Genomic DNA, 15,799 nt, shown 5'->3' on the forward strand with positions numbered 1-15,799 from the left:
TCCCCGTCGCACGCCGCAAGCGCGTCTGACCCCTCGTCCGCGGTCCGCCACCGCCCGGGAGGCGACCGCGGGACAGTTCGCGGATCCTGTGGCGGCGACGGTCTTCGCCCGGAACAATGCGACGAGGGAGCTACAGGGGGCGGTGGCGTGAACGGAGCGACCGGGCGTGCGGGGTCCGGGCTGGACGGCGTCGCACGCGTCCTGGACGCCCACGGGATGGTCGTCGGGTCGGGTTTCCTGCTGACCGAGGACACGCTGCTCACCTGCGCCCACGTGGTCACCGCCGCGCTGGGCGGGGAACCGACGCGAGCCCGGCCGACGGACGTCGTGCGCGTCGACCTGCCGCAGGCAGGGCAGGAGCGGGACGCCGAAGTGCTGCCCGGCGGCTGGCTGCCCGCCGAACCGGACGGCGGCGGGGATCTGGCTGTCCTGAGCCTGCTCGGCCCGCCGATCGGCGTGGTGCCGCCCCGCCTCGAAGAGGGCGTCGCTGACGGCACGGTGGTCCGTGTCGCCGGATACCCCGGTGCCCAGGGCGCGGTCGTATCCGCCCGGGCACGCGTCGTGAGTGCCTTGCCCCGCTCCTGGGCCCTCGATCCCGACCGCCCCTCGAGTCCCTGGGACGCCCGAGGGTTCAGCGGAGCCCCCGTCCTGTCGGAGACGACCGGCGGCGTCGTGGGAATCGTCACCACGACACCGAGGCTCCCTTCGTCCTTCCGGGCGTTGGTACTGCCCACAAAGGCGATCGCGGAGTGCTGGCCGCCGCTCTCCGCTTTGTCCGGCGTCCACGGGACGAAGTCTCTTGGGACGCTGGCGCCGCGAGATGCGGGAGCGATCGTCGACGCGCTGCTGGACGTGCCCGACCTCGCCGATCGGCGGCTGCGCGGCCTCTACGCCGAGATGATGGCCGAGCGGGCCGGCCGTGGTCCCGACATCGGGCGGAGCGATGACACACGCCGTGAGTTGTGGTCGCTCGTGCTGTGGTGCGCTCGGCGGGCTGACGGTTTCCAGTGGCTGCTGGAGGCCATGAAGACGTATCACCCGGCGAGCGTCGAGCTGGAGTTCCTGACGGAGCGCGTTCGCCGGATCGTTCCTCCGCCGTTGCTGACCGAGACGGAGCGGGATGAGCTCCTCGCGTTGGCCGAACGGTGCGGACGCGAGGGCTGGGAGCGGGCCCTGCGGCAGGGGACCGGCTCGGCGGTTCCCCGGTTGCGTGGCACCGCCGACGATTTCCCGGCCCTGCTGCGGGAGCTGGAGGATGCCACGACCGGGCCGGGTGGCGACCATCCCCTGACCGGGTTCGTGGCGCGGCTGGCGGCGCAGCAGGACGCGGGCCTGAGTTGGCAGTTGCAGGCCTGGCTCGACGCGTTCGTACGCCGCACCGGACTGTCGCTGCCGTCCGCGCCGGTCGTACCGGACGCCCGGAGGTCGTATCTGACCATCCAGTTCGAGGAGGACGGTCTCGATCCCGACAGGTACCTGATGTCGGTCCGGTTCGAGGACGGGGACGGCGGCGGAGGCGCGGTGCTCATGTCCGACGAGCTGATCCACGCCGCCGACGCGGAGCACCGGGTCGCTCAAGCGGTCCTGCGCGCGGAGCGGGAGATCGCGGGCGTCCGGACCGTCGCGCCCATGGTGATCGAGTTCGTACTGCCACTGGCGTTGATGAACCTTCCGGTGGAGTACTGGCGAGTCGGCGCCGAGGAGCCGGAGGTTCCCATCGCGGTGGACTACGAGGTGGTGATCCGCAGTCTGGAGCGCCTGCGCGAGCACCGGCTGCACAGGCGACTGCGGGAGCGCTGGAACGCTGCCCTGCAGGCAAGCGAGCCGGCGCTTCGGTGGGCCGGTCACGGTGACCGCCGCGAGCTGCGGGAGGCAATCCGCGAGGGCAACCCGGCCGTCGTGTGGGTGCGGGGCCGGCCCGACCCCCGGGCGGTCGACGACCTGCACGACTTCCTGGACCGCACGAGACTGACGGACCTCCCTCGCCGGGTCGCGGAGTTCAGGAGACGGACTCTGGCGGGGGCACGGCCCGATGCCCCTCTGGGCCTGGGCCTGCTCTACGACGACCCGGATCGTCTCGTCGGCGAGGCGATGCAACTGCGGATTCCCGAGGCGTCCGAGGAGACGGCATGAACGGGCAGCACGGCACGGCGGGCGTGTACACGGGCAGCGGCGTACCCCACGACGGCATCGAGCGGCTTCCGCCTCCACCGCCCTGGCGGACCTTCGACGGAGACCCCGTCCTGCCCAGTCCTTACGCCGCCGACGACGACTACCGGCAACAGCAGCGCGCCCGGTCGTACCAGGCCGAGCCCGCCGCCGTCGAGATGATCAACGCCGCGCTGCTCCTGCGCCGCCCTCTGCTGGTGACGGGCCCTCCCGGCAGCGGCAAGTCGTCGCTCGCCTACAGCATCGCCCACGAGCTGCAGCTCGGACCGGTGCTGCGTTGGTCGGTCGTGCGCGCGTCGACGCTGGGCAGCGGTCTGTACGAGTACGACGCGCTGGGACGCATACAGGAGGCGAACCTGACGGCGGCCGGGGACAGACGCCCGGACGTCGGGTCCTTCATCCGCCTCGGGCCGCTCGGCACCGCCCTGCTGCCCACGGAGCGTCCGCGGGTGCTGCTCGTCGACGACTTCGACCAGAGCGATTTCGACCTGCCGAACGAGCTCCTGCCTGTCCTCGAAGAGGGGCAGTTCGACATTCCCGAGCTGGTACGGGAGTCCTCCACCACACCGCAGGTCGAGGTCATGACGGCCGACGGGTCGAGGGCCGACGTGCGGCACGGGCGCGTGCGGTGCCGGGCCTTCCCGATGATCGTCATCACCAGCAGCGGTGAGCGGGAGTTCCCACCGCGCTTCCTGCGCCGCTGTCTGCCGCTCGCCCTCGGGTTCCCCGACTGGACGCAGGTCGAGTCCATCGTCGCCGCCCATCTGGGCCAGGACATGATGGAGCGCAGCCGACCGGCGATCCAGGAGTTCCTGAGCCGGCGCGAGCGGGGTGACGTCTCCACCGACCAGCTGCTCAACGCCGTCTTCCTGGTCACCTCGTGGGGATCGTCCGACGGCGCTCGACTCGCCAGCCGGGTGATGGCGCCGGGTGAGGCGGACTACCACGCATGATCGAACGGCTGCTCAGGGCGCTCGGCGACCTCGGCCAGGAACCCACGGCCGAGGAACTCGCCGATGCCCTGTGGCTGGCCGAAAGGCACCGGGTCGGCCCGCTGCCGAGCGGTCCCGGTGCGGCCGTTCGCCACAGCGCCCCGCCGCCCGGCCCGGACTCGGGCCTGGTCGCTCCGCTTCGCGAGCGTGATCTCCACAAGGCACTTCAGCCGCTGCGCAACTCCGGCGCCGGCACGCGACGGCGGCCCGCCGAAGCCGTGCTCGCCGAGTCCACCGCTTCGGGCACATTCCTGCCACTGCCACCCCGGCCGGCGCCTCCTCGACGCGAGGTCGATCTCACCCTCGTGGTCGACGCCGGCCCCTCGATGGTCCTGTGGCAGCCGACCATCAGCCGCTTCCGCACGCTCATGGCACGGTCGGGCGTCTTCGACCAGGTGCGGACCTGGCTGGTGGCGGAGGCCGCGGCCGGCGGCATCAGCGTCCGGACCGAGGGCGGCGCCTCCGGACGGCGCGCCGCCGAGATCGTGATCCCGTCCCGGCGCCAGCTCGTCCTCGTGCTCAGCGACTGCGTCAGCGGGCTGTGGCGACCGGACGGAGCCATGCGGACGCTGCTGCCGCGGTGGGGCCGCAGACAGCCGGTCGCGATCGTGCAGATGCTTCCGCAGCGCATGTGGCGGCAGAGTGCGCTGACGCCCGTCCCCGTCCGGTGGCAGTGCGGCTCGCCACCGGGAACGGCGAACACCATGCTGACCTGCCGCAGGCGGGACGACGACACTGCGCCCCAAGGGGTGGCGATCCCGGTCCTGGAGTTGGCGCCCCGCTGGCTGAACGCCTGGACGACCATCCTGTCCGGAACCGGCGCCGGATGGGTCAACGGCGTCGCCCATCTCGTCGGCCGGCACGCCCAGGCGCCGGAGGCCGGACCACCTGTCCCCGGGACCATCGCGCCGGCCGACCGGATCCGACGGTTCCTGCTGAACGCCTCCCCGGAAGCCGCGGATCTGGCCGGGTATCTGGCCGCGGTGGCGCCGCTCACCCTCCCCGTCATGGGGGTGATCCAGCGCAGAATGGCACCGCACACGCTGCCCGCCCACCTCGCCGAGGTGTTTCTCGGCGGCCTTCTGCGCCGGGTGGACGGCCAGGGACCCGACGGCTACGACTTCCATCCCGGCGTACGGGAGCTCCTGCTCGCCCGTCTGACCCGGGCCGAGGTCGTGAGAACCGTCAGCGCTGTGGAAGACATCCTCGAAGCACGCCAGGCGTCGGCCGTGCGGTCCGTGACCCGCGAGGTCATGCAGAGCGTCCACGTCCCGGCCGCCGCCACACCGCTCACACCGGCCGCCCCGGAGCCCGTACGGGGGCATGCCCCCGTCACGGCGCCGAGGCCGCGGGTCTGGGGCGCCGTCCCCAGCCGCAATCCGCGCTTCGTCGGTCGGGAGGCGCTGCTCGACCAACTGCGGACCCGGTTGGTCACCGGCAGGGCGGCCCGGCTGACCTGTTCGCTCCATGGGATGGGGGGCGTCGGCAAGACCCAGCTCGCCGTGGAGTACGTGCACCGGTACGCCGACCAGTACGACCTGGTGTGGTGGATCCCGGCCCAGCAACGCGGTGAGATCCGCGCCTCCCTGACCGAGCTGTCGGTGCGCCTCGGCCTGCCGGGACCGCACGACTCGGGTGAACCCTGGACCCGAGCCCTGGACGCGCTGCACGGCGGCGACCCCTACGAACGCTGGCTTGTGGTCTTCGACAACGCCGACAGACCCGAGGACATCGAGGGCTATGTGCCCCAGGGCCCCGGGCACCTGATCATCACGTCGCGCAACTCCGTGTGGTCCCTGGGGGAGGACGCCGTCGACGTCGGTGTGATGAGCCCCGAGGAGAGCGTCCTTCTGCTGCACCGTCACATCCCGCAGACGCGCAGGCTGTCCGACGCCGACGCCCTGCGGTTCGCGGACGTCGCCGACGGCCTGCCCATGGCCCTGGTGCAGGCGGCCGAGTTCCGGGCCTGGACGCACATGAGCGTGGACGAGCACCTGCGCGGTTTCGAGAACGTGCACGTCCTGCCGGCGCTACAGGGCCAGGCACCGGCACGCGGCGTTCCCATACCGCTGTACAGGACATGGCGGATGGCCATCGACCGCCTCCACGAGGAGCACCCCGCTGCCGTCCAACTGCTGGAACTGTGCAGCTTCTTCGCGCCGGAACCGGTTCCCCTCTCCTTGCTCCGCACGCCGGACGCCGAAGGTCTGCCGAAGTCCTTCGCCGCGACCCTGTGTGACGCGGCCGCCTTTCATGTCGCCCTTCGGGAGCTGAGCCGCTTCGCCCTGATCCAGCACGACTTCAGACGGGGCACCGTACAGGTGCACCGGCTGATGCAGGCGGTCGTCCGCGGCGACGGGTCACCCATGTCGATGGCGCGCAGGGTGCACGTCGCACACGTCGTGCACTGTCTGCTCCTGCGCTACGCCCCGCGAGATCCCCGCAACCGGCGCGACTGGGGGCGCTTCAAGGAGATCCAGCCCCATCTGCTGCCGTCCGGCGTACTGGACTGCGAGACGGAGGAGGTACGGCGGCTGGCGGTGACCCAGGCACAGTACCTGGACGCGAGCGGAGACCGACTGGGCGCGCAGGAACTCCGTGAGGCAGCGCTGCGGAAGTGGCGGACGCTGCAGGGGCCCGACAGCCCCGACGTGCGCGCACTCGAACGGATACGACTCGGCGGGGAGACGGCCTGATGGCGGAGAACCGGGGCGCCACCCGTGCCGCCCGGATCGTGGCCTTCGCCGGGCAACTGGACAAGGCCTACGAGAGCGTCGGGCGCCCGGACCTGGAGGTGCTGGCGTCGATCGCCGAGGAGCAGGGCAGCGTCCCGCTGGTGCCGGCCACGGTGCAGGAGATGCTGCGGGGAGCGTCGGCACCCTCCTGGGAGTTCGTCGTCACCTTCGTCAGCGCCTGCGAGAGCTACGCCGTCGGCCAGGGCATCGACCCGTCGACACGGCCGTTGTCGTTGGTCTGGTGGCGGGAACAGTGGGACGACCTGCTCACGGCGCTGTCGTCCACGGCGCCCGCTGCGGGAACGGCGCGGGAGGGGTCCGAGCCGTCTCGCCCCGTGTCGACGCTGCCGCCGTTGCCTCCGCACTTCTCCGGCCGACGCGAGGAACTGGCCCGGCTCGACTCCCTGATCGCGGACGCCGGATCCCCTCCGTGGCTGATCGAGATCACCGGCGAGGCCGCAACGGGCAAGTCGACGCTGGCCGCCGCGTGGGCACACCGGATCGCCTCGCGGTTCCCGGACGGACAGCACTATGTCTCCATCCGGTCGACGGGCGACGAGGAAGCGCTCGGTCAGCGGTTCGACACCCTCCTGCGGCACCTCGGCGTGCCGGTGGCAGACCTGCCCGCGACGACCGCCGACCGGCTCGCGCTGCTGCGCTCCCGGCTGGCACGGCAGCGGCTCCTGCTCGTCCTCGACGACGTGCCGGACGCAGCCGTGATCGAGGCGCTGCGGCCCGAGTCGGTGCCGTCACGCTCGCTGCTCGTCGTGACCTCGCGCGGCGGTCTCCTCGGTGCATCCGACCGTGGCCACACGGAGTCCGTCCGCCTCGGGCCCCTGACGGAGTCCGACGCGTGGCAACTGCTCAGGGCGCTGGCTCCTGCGGACAGACTCGGCGCCGCTGCCGCGCTCCGCGACACGCCTGGCGGCTTGTTCGGCAATCCGCTGACGCTGCGACTCCTGGCGGGCTTGCTCGAACGTGTTCCCGCCTCCGTATTGGCGGAGGCGTTCGACCGTCTTGGCTCCGACCAGAGTCTGAGCATCCACGCGTTCGTCCGCCTCACCTACGAAGCTCTCAGCAATCCGGCGGCCGCTGTACTGCGCCGGCTGTCACTGGTGGACGAGTACGAGGAGATCCCGCCCCAACTCGTCGGCTTCCTCGCGGGAGACATGGCGCCCGACGCGGTCTCGGCGGCTCTGGACGAGTTGACGTCGGCCGGCCTGATCGTCGTGTCGCCGGAGGGCGAGGCCATTCGGCTCATCCATGCGGCAGTGCGCGAGTTCGCCCAGGAACGGATCGGGGAGCAGGACTCGCGGGAGGAGGCGATCGCCGTACGTGATCGCGCCCGCCGCTTCTTCCTGCTGTCCCGTGGCTACCGGCCTCAGCCTGAACATTCCATCGCCCGCGACGCGTACACGCTGGAAGACCGCCTCTCGTACTCCCACTACGCCGCCGCCATCGCCGAGTTCATCCGGCACCGGCAGACGCTGCCACCGCTGACCATCGGGCTGAAGGCCCCTTGGGGAGCCGGGAAGACCTCCCTGATGCGAATGATCCAGAACATCCTCGACCCCCGCAGCGACGAGGAACCGTGCGGCATCAGACTTGACCGGGGATCGTCCGACCGCCGGGTGACCAACCGTGAGATCCTGCGCGAGGCCGGCGCCGCCACGGTGGACGAACCCGTCCGGCTGCGGGCGCACCTTGACGAGGGGGCGCCCCTGCACGAGGCGGAGTGGCGGCCCACCGTGTGGTTCAACCCGTGGATGTACCAGAACGGCGAGCAGATCTGGGCGGGACTGGCCCACGAGATCATCACGCAGGTGACCGAACGGCTGCCCCTCGCGGACCGGGAGCGGTTCTGGCTGAAGCTCAACCTCGCCCGCGTCGACCACAGCGTCATCCGCCGGCGCTGGTACCGCCTGCTCGCCGAACGGGTACTGCCCTTCGTCCTGTTCTGGTTGCTGACCATCGTCGTGACCCTGGTCGGGCTGGTTTTCGCACAACTGGTGGGCCCCGGGCGGCAGGCCATCCGCGACATCTCGGCGGCAGCCCTCGGGGGCGGCACCGTGACGCTGCTCGCGGCGGGTGTCCGGCAGGGGTTCGTCTTTCTCGGCAAGACGGCCACGGGTCCGCTCTCCGCGTTGGTCAACCGGTCGGACGTGCTCGGGTCGGGGCAGCGGTTCCTCGGCGCCGAGCTCAAGAAGGGCTTCGACCAGCTCGTACCCGATCCCGGCTATGCCGGTCGCCTCGGATTTCTGCACCTCGTGCAGACCGACATGAAACGGGTGCTCGATCTCATCGCCACCCCTCGGCGCCCCCTGGTCGTCTTCGTCGACGACCTCGACCGCTGCTCGCCGAGCGCGGTCACCCAGGTCATCGAGGCCATCAACCTCTTCCTCGCCGGAGAGTTCCCGCACTGCGTCTTCGTGCTCGGCATGGAGCCGGGCACCGTGGCGGCCCATGTCGAAGTCGCCTACCAGGACCTGGTCAAGGCCCAGCGTGACGGCCGGCTGGCGGGCGACTGGTCCACCCTGGGCTGGCGCTTCCTTGAGAAGATCGTCCAGTTGCCGCTGAGCATCCCGCCGCCCAGGGACGCCGGTGAACTCGCCGGGTACCTGCGCTCCCTGGTCGCACCGGACTCCCCACCGGCCCCCGGCGTGCCACACACCGGTGCCGGCCCGCGGGCGCGGGACGTACGAGACACCACGGACAGGGCAGGATCGCCCGCGCCGGCGGTGTCCCGCACCGCCCCGTCCGCCGGTCGCGGGGTCCCGCGCTGGACGCTGGACAGGCCCGATCCGGCCGACGTCGACGCCGTCGAGCGCAGTCTTCGCGCGCGCCGTCCGACGCCGGACACTCTGCGGACGATGGCGCTCGCGGCACAGTCCGAGGTGCTGGGAGTCCCGGAGCCACTGGGACCCGCGGCCCTCGCCGCCGCCGACCGCGTGATCGCCGATCTCTACAGCGACGTCGACGCCCACGCCGCGCTCGCCGACCTGCTGCCCGTCCTCGACTCCCGCAACCCGCGTGAGATCAAGCGTTTCGTCAACCTCTACCGCTTCTACAGCTTCATAGCCGAACGTCAGCGGCTGCTCGGCGCGCCCATGCCGGAGCAGGAGCAGATCGCCAAGCTGGCGGCGTTCGCGATCCGCTGGCCGCACGTCATCAGCATGCTCGGTGCCGCGGACACGGACGAGGTGCTCGGCGGCCTGGAACGGGCGGCACGCGACACGGCTCCCGAGCGGTGGACCACCGAACTGCACCGGACGTTCCCGGTGTTCCTCCCCGGCCCGGACGGCGCGCCGACCGGGACACCGGCGCCCGGCTGGGGAGACGATCTGCGCGCCTTCCTCCGTGAAGGCGTCGAGATGGCAGCGGTGGCCTCGCGGTTCCTGTAGTGCCCCGGGCCGAGTGGTGAGGGCTTCCGGGCGGGCGTAGCGTCGGACACTGGACGCCGACGTCCACCGAGAGTGCGACACGCCATGAGCAGCCCGCAGCCGACCCCCTCAGCACCGAGCGCCACCCGGGAGACCGGCGGTGGCGGCAGCGGTCTGGCGCTCGTCGTCATCGCCTCCTGCCAGCTGATGGTGGTCCTGGACATCACCATCGTGAACATCGCGCTGCCGCACATCCAGCAGGCCCTGGACTTCTCCACCACCAGCCTGTCCTGGGTGGTCAACGCCTACACGCTCACCTTCGGCGGGCTGCTGCTGCTCGGCGGGCGGACCGGGGACATCCTCGGCAGGCGCCGGATGTTCGTCCTCGGGGTGCTGCTGTTCGCCCTCGCCTCACTGCTGGGCGGGCTCGCCCAGAACTCCGGGCAGCTGCTCGCCGCGCGGGCCCTCCAAGGCGTGGGCGGCGCCATCGCCTCGCCCACCGCGCTGTCCCTGATCAGCACCACCTTCCGCGAGGGCCCGGAACGCAACCGGGCCTTCGGCGTGTTCGCCGCCGTCTCCTCCGGCGGCGGCGCCATCGGCCTGCTCGCCGGCGGAATGATCGTCGAGTGGCTGAACTGGCGCTGGGTCCTCTTCGTCAACGTGCCGATCGGCCTGCTCATCGCCCTCGCCGCGCCCCGCGTCATCAGGGAGTCCGAGCGCCACCCGGGCAGCTTCGACCTCGCCGGCGCGCTCACCTCCACCGTCGGCATGGTGCTGCTGGTGTACGGCTTCATCAGAGCCGCGCAGGAGGGCTGGCGGGACCCGCTGACGCTGGCCGCGTTCGCCGGCGCCGTCGTCGTGCTCGCGGTGTTCGTCCTGGTCGAGCGGGGCTCCCGACAGCCGATCACGCCGCTGCACATGTTCGCCGACCGCAACCGCGCCGGCACCTACGGCATCATGCTGAGCCTCGCCGCAGCCATCTTCGGCATGTTCTTCTTCCTCACGCTCTTCGTGCAGGACGTGCTGGACTTCAGCCCGCTGCGCGCCGGGCTCGCCTTCCTTCCGGTCAGCGCGGTCATCGCCGTCGGCGCGGGGCTGGCCTCGCGGTTCCTGCCCCGGTTCGGGCCCAAACCGTTCATGGTGGTGGGCGCCGTCCTCGCGGCGGGCGGCCTCGCCTGGCTGACCCTGATCGACGTCGACTCCACCTACGCGGGCGGCATCCTCGGCCCGATGCTCGTCTTCAGCCTGGGCATGGGCATGGAGTTCGTGTCGCTGACCCTGATGGCGCTCTCCGACGTCTCCGCCGAGGAGACCGGCGCCGCATCCGGACTGCTCAACGCCACGCAGCAGGTCGGCGGTTCGCTCGGGCTGTCCATCCTGGTCACGATGTTCGGCACGGCCAGCGGCAACGAGGCCCGCAAGCAGGTGCGGCGCTTCCTCGCGCAGGCCACCCCGGCCGAGCGGCTGCGCTTCCGGCACACCGGGCAACTGCCGCGGCCCTGGTCCGACGAGGTCCTCACCGCCGGGATCCAGGCCGCGTTCGTCATGGCGGCCGTCTTCACCGTGGTCGCCGCGCTGATCGCCGTCATCGCCATCCAGGTCCGCCCGTCCGACCTGGAGCGGCTTCAGGGAGGGATGGGGCCCGGTTCCACATGACTCCGCGGACGACCTAAAGGACGTGGTATCTTGCCTAAAGGTTTTAGGCAAGGTGGAGGGTCTTCATGGTGCGGGCGGGGTTGAGCGCGGAGCGGCTGACGCTGGCCGGAGCCGAGCTCGCGGACGAGGTCGGCTTCGACCAGGTGACCGTGTCAGCGCTGGCCCGGCGGTTCGACGTCAAGGTGGCGAGCCTGTACTCGCACGTCAGGAACTCCCACGACCTCCGGACCCGGATTGCCCTGCTCGCCCTGGAGGAGATGGCCGACCGCGCCGCCGACGCCCTCGCCGGGCGCTCCGGCAAGGACGCCCTCACCGCCCTCGCCGACGTCTACCGCGACTACGCCCGGCAGCACCCCGGCCGCTATGCCGCCGCCCAGCTCCGGCTGGACCCGGAGACGGCCGCCGCGAGCGCCGGCGTACGGCACGCCCGGATGACCCGCGCCCTGCTGCGCGGCTACGACCTCACCGAGCCCGACCAGACCCACGCCGTCCGCCTCCTGGGCAGCGTCTTCCACGGCTACGTCAGCCTCGAACTCGGCGGCGCCTTCAGCCACAGCGCCCCCGACACCCAGGAGACCTGGACCCGCGTCCTGGACGCCCTCGACGCGCTGCTGCGCAACTGGCCCCCGGCCACCACGACCACGGACTGAGAGCATGCACACCGACCACGACTGGATCACCACCCCCCTCACGGCCGACCTCCTGCGCGGCGCCCTCGACCTGGAGCGCACCGAGCTCGGCGTGCTCCCGCACCGGCTGCCGGCCCGGGCCCGCGCCCAGAACACCGACCCGCAGCTGGCCATGGCCGAGTCCCAGCCTTCCGGCGTACGCCTGCTCTTCCGCACCCGTGCCACCGCCGTCGAACTCGACACCCTGCCCACCAAGCGCGTCTACGTCGGCGCCCCGCCGCGCCCCGACGGCGTCTACGAACTCCTCGTCGACGGCCGCCCGGCGGGCAGCGCCACCGCGACCGGCGGCCGCACCCTGACCATCGACATGACCGCCGGCACCTTCGAGCAGGAGACCGGCCGGCCGGACACCCTCTCCTTCACCGGCCTGCCGGACCGCGACAAGGACGTCGAGATCTGGCTGCCGCACAACGAGACCGCCGAACTCGTCGCCCTGCGCAGCAACGCGCCCCTGGCGCCCGTGCCGGACCGGGGCCGCCGGGTGTGGCTGCACCACGGCAGCTCCATCAGCCACGGCTCCGACGCGGCGAGCCCCACCACCACCTGGCCCGCCCTCGCCGCCTCCCTGGGCGACGTGGACCTGGTCAACCTCGGCCTGGGCGGCGGCGCCCTGCTCGATCCGTTCACCGCACGCGCCCTGCGGGACACCCCGGCCGACCTGATCAGCGTCAAGCTCGGCATCAACCTGGTCAACGCCGACCTGATGCGCCTGCGCGCCTTCACCCCCGCCGTCCACGGCTTCCTCGACACCATCCGCGAGGGCCATCCCACGGCGCCGCTGCTCGTCGTCTCGCCCATCCTGTGCCCCATCCACGAGGACACGCCCGGCCCCAGCGCCCCGGACTTCGCCAACCTGTCCGACGGGCAGCTGCGGTTTGTGGCCATGGGCGATCCGGCGGAGACCGCGAGCGGGAAGCTGACGCTGCGCGTCATCCGGGACGAGCTGGCCCGGATCGTACGGCAGCGCGCGGAGGAGGACCCGAACCTGCACTACCTCGACGGCCGTGAGCTCTACGGCGAGTCCGACGCCGCCGGCCACCCGCTGCCCGACCAGCTCCACCCCGACGCGGCCACCCACCGCCTGATGGGCGAACGCTTCGCCGACCTGGCCTTCAAGACGGGCGCGTTCGCTCAACCGTGAAGTGAAGGCGTCGGAACCAGGCCCAGTTGCTGGGCGCGCAGCACCGTGCTGATGCGGTCGCGTGTGCCGAGCTTGCGGTAGATGTTCTCGACGTGCTTGTGCACCGTACGGTCGGAGATGCCCAGACGGCGGCCGATCGCGCCCGCGGTCAGCGCGTCCGCCAGCAGGAGCAGCACCGTCGTCTCGCGCGGGGTGAGCGGACAGGAGGCGGCGGCGTCCGGGTCGGCGGACCGCTGCAGGCGGAGCAGGAGCCGGCGTTGCTGCTCGACGGCGGCGAGCAGGGACTGCGCCCGCTCGGCCGCGCGGACGTGGTCGTCGGTGAAGTCCGCACCGGCCCGGTAGACCATGCACCCGAGGACCGGAGCCGTCGGCTCGGGCAGCGGGACCGCGAGGACGTGGTCCAGGTCCATGGCGTCGCCGATCAGCCGGGCCGTCGGACTGCCCCGCCAGGAGCGCCCCGCCACCCGTCCGGCCGTGACCGGGGACCGGTCGGAGCCGCTCGCGTAGTGACCGGCGAACGGGTATCCCGACCGCAGCAGACCCAGCTCCTGCGCACCGAGCCGCTCGAACGCGCCGGCGACCCCGGGCGAGGCGCCCACCGTGCCGGTGCGCTCGCTCCAGTCGTCCAGCTTGTAGACCAGGCTCTCCCCGCCGCACGCCTCGGGCAGCACGGCCGCCACCAGCGGCCACAGCCGTTCGGGGTCCCGCTCGTGCAGAGCGGCGACGGCCACCGACAGCAGGCGTTCGTAGGCCCGGCCCAGACCCTGTACCACGTGTGCGCTCCACTCGTCCGCCGCGTACGCAGTTGTACCCATACCGGCGTCTCCCAGCAAAGCACAGACTTCAACGCGGGCCGCCAGCGCGGGGGACCGGCGGCCCGGACGCTGTGCGGGCCCGGCGTCACCAGCACAGAACCCGGTCCCTTGGCGGGACCGGGTTCCTTGGTTTCTCGGGGTGCGTGTGGTCCGTGTTACGCGGGGCGCACCGCCATGCGGATCGCCGACTCTCCCGCGTAGAGGATGGAGACCTCGCGGACGGACATCCCCGGGCCCGGCGCGTGGATCATCCTGCCGTCGCCGGTGTGGATGCCCACGTGGGTGAAGTTGTCGTTGAAGAAGATCAGGTCGCCCGGCCGGCTCGCGGAGAGCGGCACCACCGTGCCGGCGCTCGCCTGCTCCGGCGCGGTGCGGGGCAGGTCGACCCCGGCGGCCTTCCACGCGGCCTGCGTCAGACCGGCGTTGTCGTACGACTCCGGACCGGCCGTCCCCCACAGGCAGGGTCTGCCGATCTGCGCGCGTGCGAAGGCGACCGCGCGCTCGGCCTTCGTGGCGTGCGCGACGTCCGGCACGGCCGCGACCTCGGGCACCGCACGGGTCTCGGCGGCGGCCGGCACGGCGGCGTCCCACAGCCTGGACGCGCCCGTGTCGAGGACGGAGGGAGCGGAGGGGGCGGGGGTGCGCCACGAGTCCGACGTACCGGTGTCGAGGACGGAGGGCGCGGCGGTGGACCACGCGGGCGTCGCGCCCGTGTCCAGGACGGACGGCGTGGCGGTGGCCCAGGACCCCGACGCGCCGGTGTCGAGGACCGAAGGGGCCGCGGAGGCCCAGGAGGGCGTCACACCGGTGTCGAGCACGGACGGCGTGGCCGTGTTCCACGAACCGGTCGCGCCCGTGTCCAGGGCGGACGGCGTGGCGGTGGCCCACGACCCCGTCGCGCCGGCATCGAGCACGGACGGCACGGGGGCCAGCCACGACTCCGACGCGCCCGTGTCCGGGGCCGGCGGCGTGACGGTGGCCCACGAGCCGGTGGAGCCGGTGTCGGGCGTGGACGGTGTGGCGGTGCGCCACGAGCCGGTCGTGCTCGTGTCCGGGGGCGGCGGTGTGACCGTGGTCCATGAGCCCGTCGTGCTCGTGTCCGGGGTCGGCGGTGTGACGGTGGCCCAGGACCCGGTGGAGCCGGTGTCGGGCGTGGACGGTGTGGCGGTGCGCCACGAGCCGGTCGTGCCCGTGTCCGGAGTCGACGGCGTGACCGTGGCCCATGAGCCCGACGTGCTCGTGTCCGGGGTCGGCGGTGTGACGGCGGCCCAGGACCCGGTGGAGCCGGTGACGGGCGTGGACGGTGTGGCGGTGCGCCACGAGCCGGTCGCGCTCGTGTCCGGAGCTGACGGCGTGACCGTGGCCCACGAGCCCGTCGTGCTCGTGTCCAGGGCCGACGGTGTGGCGGTCGGCCACGACCCCGTCGTGCCGCCCATGTCGGCCATGGCCTGCTGCTGCGGCTGCCACGCCGGTTCGGCCGAACCCCACGTCTGCGCGGTCGGCTGGGCCGGTATGGCCGGGGCGGGGTGCTGGGGCGCGTACGCCGTCGCCATCTCGGGCTGCGGGGTCTCCTGGCGCGGGGCCGGCACGGCCGACAGCGCGTCCGCCGGGCCGGCGGCGGGGCGGCGCGGTACACGAGCTCCGGGCGCGGACGGCTCCGGCGCCGCGGCGGGGAGCGCGGGCATCACGGCGGTGAGCTCGGGCGTCGCGGCCGCGGGCAGCTCGCCTGCCACGCGTCCAGGAAGCTCGCCTACCGCGCGCCCGGTTAGCTCGCCTACCGCGCGTCCGGGAAGCTCACCCGCCGCGCGTCCGGGCAGTTCCGCGACCGCGCGGGTGGTGACGCCCAGCTCGCGCATGGTGCGTTCGAGGAGGTCGTCCGACGGCGGTGCCGGCCGGCGTGCGGAACGGGACGGCCCCGGCCGGGCCGGCTGCCGGTCTGCGGGCAGGATCGCCGGGATCGTCGGCCCCAGCGAGTAACGGGCGGCGTCGAACCACTGCCGGGCGACGTCGTCGAGGGCGGGTTCCGAGCGCCGGCGCCGGTCGCCGCCCGCCGGGGCGCCCCGCCCCCGCCCGCGGGCCTTGGCCGACTGCGCGCGGGTGGCGTTGAAGGTGCCGCTGTCGTTCTCGGCCCGGTCGTAGAGCGAGCTGATCCGCTGCTGGATCTCGTCGCGGCTGGGCGCGTCGCCATCAGCGCGCAAGGTGCGTTCCGGCGCCATGCGGGC

Annotated in this window: 9 protein-coding genes; 7 read left to right on the forward strand and 2 right to left on the reverse strand. The window is 72.6% G+C overall.

Features of this window, described 5'->3' with window-relative positions; genetic code table 11:
• Positions 1-147 precede the first annotated feature (147 nt).
• The 7 genes from ACYF6T_RS03850 to ACYF6T_RS03880 all read left to right on the forward strand — a co-directional run bounded on the left by ACYF6T_RS03850 (position 148) and on the right by ACYF6T_RS03880 (position 12,762).
• Positions 148-2,133, forward strand: a complete 1,986-nt coding sequence (locus ACYF6T_RS03850) for a VMAP-C domain-containing protein (RefSeq protein WP_461693381.1) — start codon at positions 148-150, stop codon at positions 2,131-2,133.
• Positions 2,130-3,122, forward strand: a complete 993-nt coding sequence (locus tag ACYF6T_RS03855) for an AAA family ATPase (protein WP_461693383.1) — start codon at positions 2,130-2,132, stop codon at positions 3,120-3,122. The genes ACYF6T_RS03850 and ACYF6T_RS03855 overlap by 4 nt, the downstream gene beginning before the upstream one ends.
• Positions 3,119-5,857 (forward strand): FxSxx-COOH system tetratricopeptide repeat protein, encoded by a 2,739-nt coding sequence (gene fxsT, locus ACYF6T_RS03860; protein WP_461693385.1) that lies wholly within the window; start codon positions 3,119-3,121, stop codon positions 5,855-5,857. Before ACYF6T_RS03855 ends, fxsT begins: the two co-directional genes overlap by 4 nt.
• Complete coding sequence (locus ACYF6T_RS03865) at positions 5,857-9,297, forward strand: P-loop NTPase fold protein (RefSeq protein ID WP_461693387.1); 3,441 nt, start codon at positions 5,857-5,859, stop codon at positions 9,295-9,297. Before fxsT ends, ACYF6T_RS03865 begins: the two co-directional genes overlap by 1 nt.
• 84 nt (positions 9,298-9,381) lie before the next feature.
• On the forward strand, positions 9,382-10,932 hold the full coding sequence (locus ACYF6T_RS03870; protein ID WP_461693389.1) for an MFS transporter: 1,551 nt from the start codon (positions 9,382-9,384) through the stop codon (positions 10,930-10,932).
• A gap of 65 nt (positions 10,933-10,997) precedes the next feature.
• A complete protein-coding gene (locus ACYF6T_RS03875) occupies positions 10,998-11,582 on the forward strand; it encodes a TetR/AcrR family transcriptional regulator (protein ID WP_461693390.1) in 585 nt (194 codons plus the stop codon).
• 4 nt (positions 11,583-11,586) lie between these two features.
• Positions 11,587-12,762 carry a GDSL-type esterase/lipase family protein gene (locus ACYF6T_RS03880; protein WP_461693391.1) on the forward strand — a complete coding sequence of 392 codons (1,176 nt, stop codon included), beginning with the start codon at positions 11,587-11,589 and terminating at the stop codon, positions 12,760-12,762.
• Here ACYF6T_RS03880 and ACYF6T_RS03885 read toward each other — a convergent pair.
• Complete coding sequence (locus ACYF6T_RS03885; protein ID WP_461693393.1) at positions 12,753-13,577, reverse strand: helix-turn-helix transcriptional regulator; 825 nt, start codon at positions 13,575-13,577, stop codon at positions 12,753-12,755. The genes ACYF6T_RS03880 and ACYF6T_RS03885 overlap by 10 nt on opposite strands.
• Before the next feature lie 155 nt (positions 13,578-13,732).
• Positions 13,733-15,793, reverse strand: a complete 2,061-nt coding sequence (locus tag ACYF6T_RS03890) for an NlpC/P60 family protein (protein ID WP_461693394.1) — start codon at positions 15,791-15,793, stop codon at positions 13,733-13,735.
• Positions 15,794-15,799: the final 6 nt, after the last annotated feature.

It is taken from the genome of Streptomyces sp. 7R007 (assembly GCF_054850255.1).

Bases quoted from the DNA above. Each gene is read 5' to 3' on its own strand.
- ACYF6T_RS03870 (WP_461693389.1), top strand. From the start codon at position 9,382: ATGAGCAGCCCGCAGCCGACCCCCTCAGCACCGAGCGCCACCCGGGAG.
- fxsT (WP_461693385.1), top strand. From the start codon at position 3,119: ATGATCGAACGGCTGCTCAGGGCGCTCGGCGACCTCGGCCAGGAACCC.
- ACYF6T_RS03875 (WP_461693390.1), top strand. From the start codon at position 10,998: ATGGTGCGGGCGGGGTTGAGCGCGGAGCGGCTGACGCTGGCCGGAGCC.
- ACYF6T_RS03885 (WP_461693393.1), bottom strand. From the start codon at position 13,577: ATGGGTACAACTGCGTACGCGGCGGACGAGTGGAGCGCACACGTGGTA.
- ACYF6T_RS03855 (WP_461693383.1), top strand. From the start codon at position 2,130: ATGAACGGGCAGCACGGCACGGCGGGCGTGTACACGGGCAGCGGCGTA.
- ACYF6T_RS03880 (WP_461693391.1), top strand. From the start codon at position 11,587: ATGCACACCGACCACGACTGGATCACCACCCCCCTCACGGCCGACCTC.
- ACYF6T_RS03890 (WP_461693394.1), bottom strand. From the start codon at position 15,793: ATGGCGCCGGAACGCACCTTGCGCGCTGATGGCGACGCGCCCAGCCGC.
- ACYF6T_RS03865 (WP_461693387.1), top strand. From the start codon at position 5,857: ATGGCGGAGAACCGGGGCGCCACCCGTGCCGCCCGGATCGTGGCCTTC.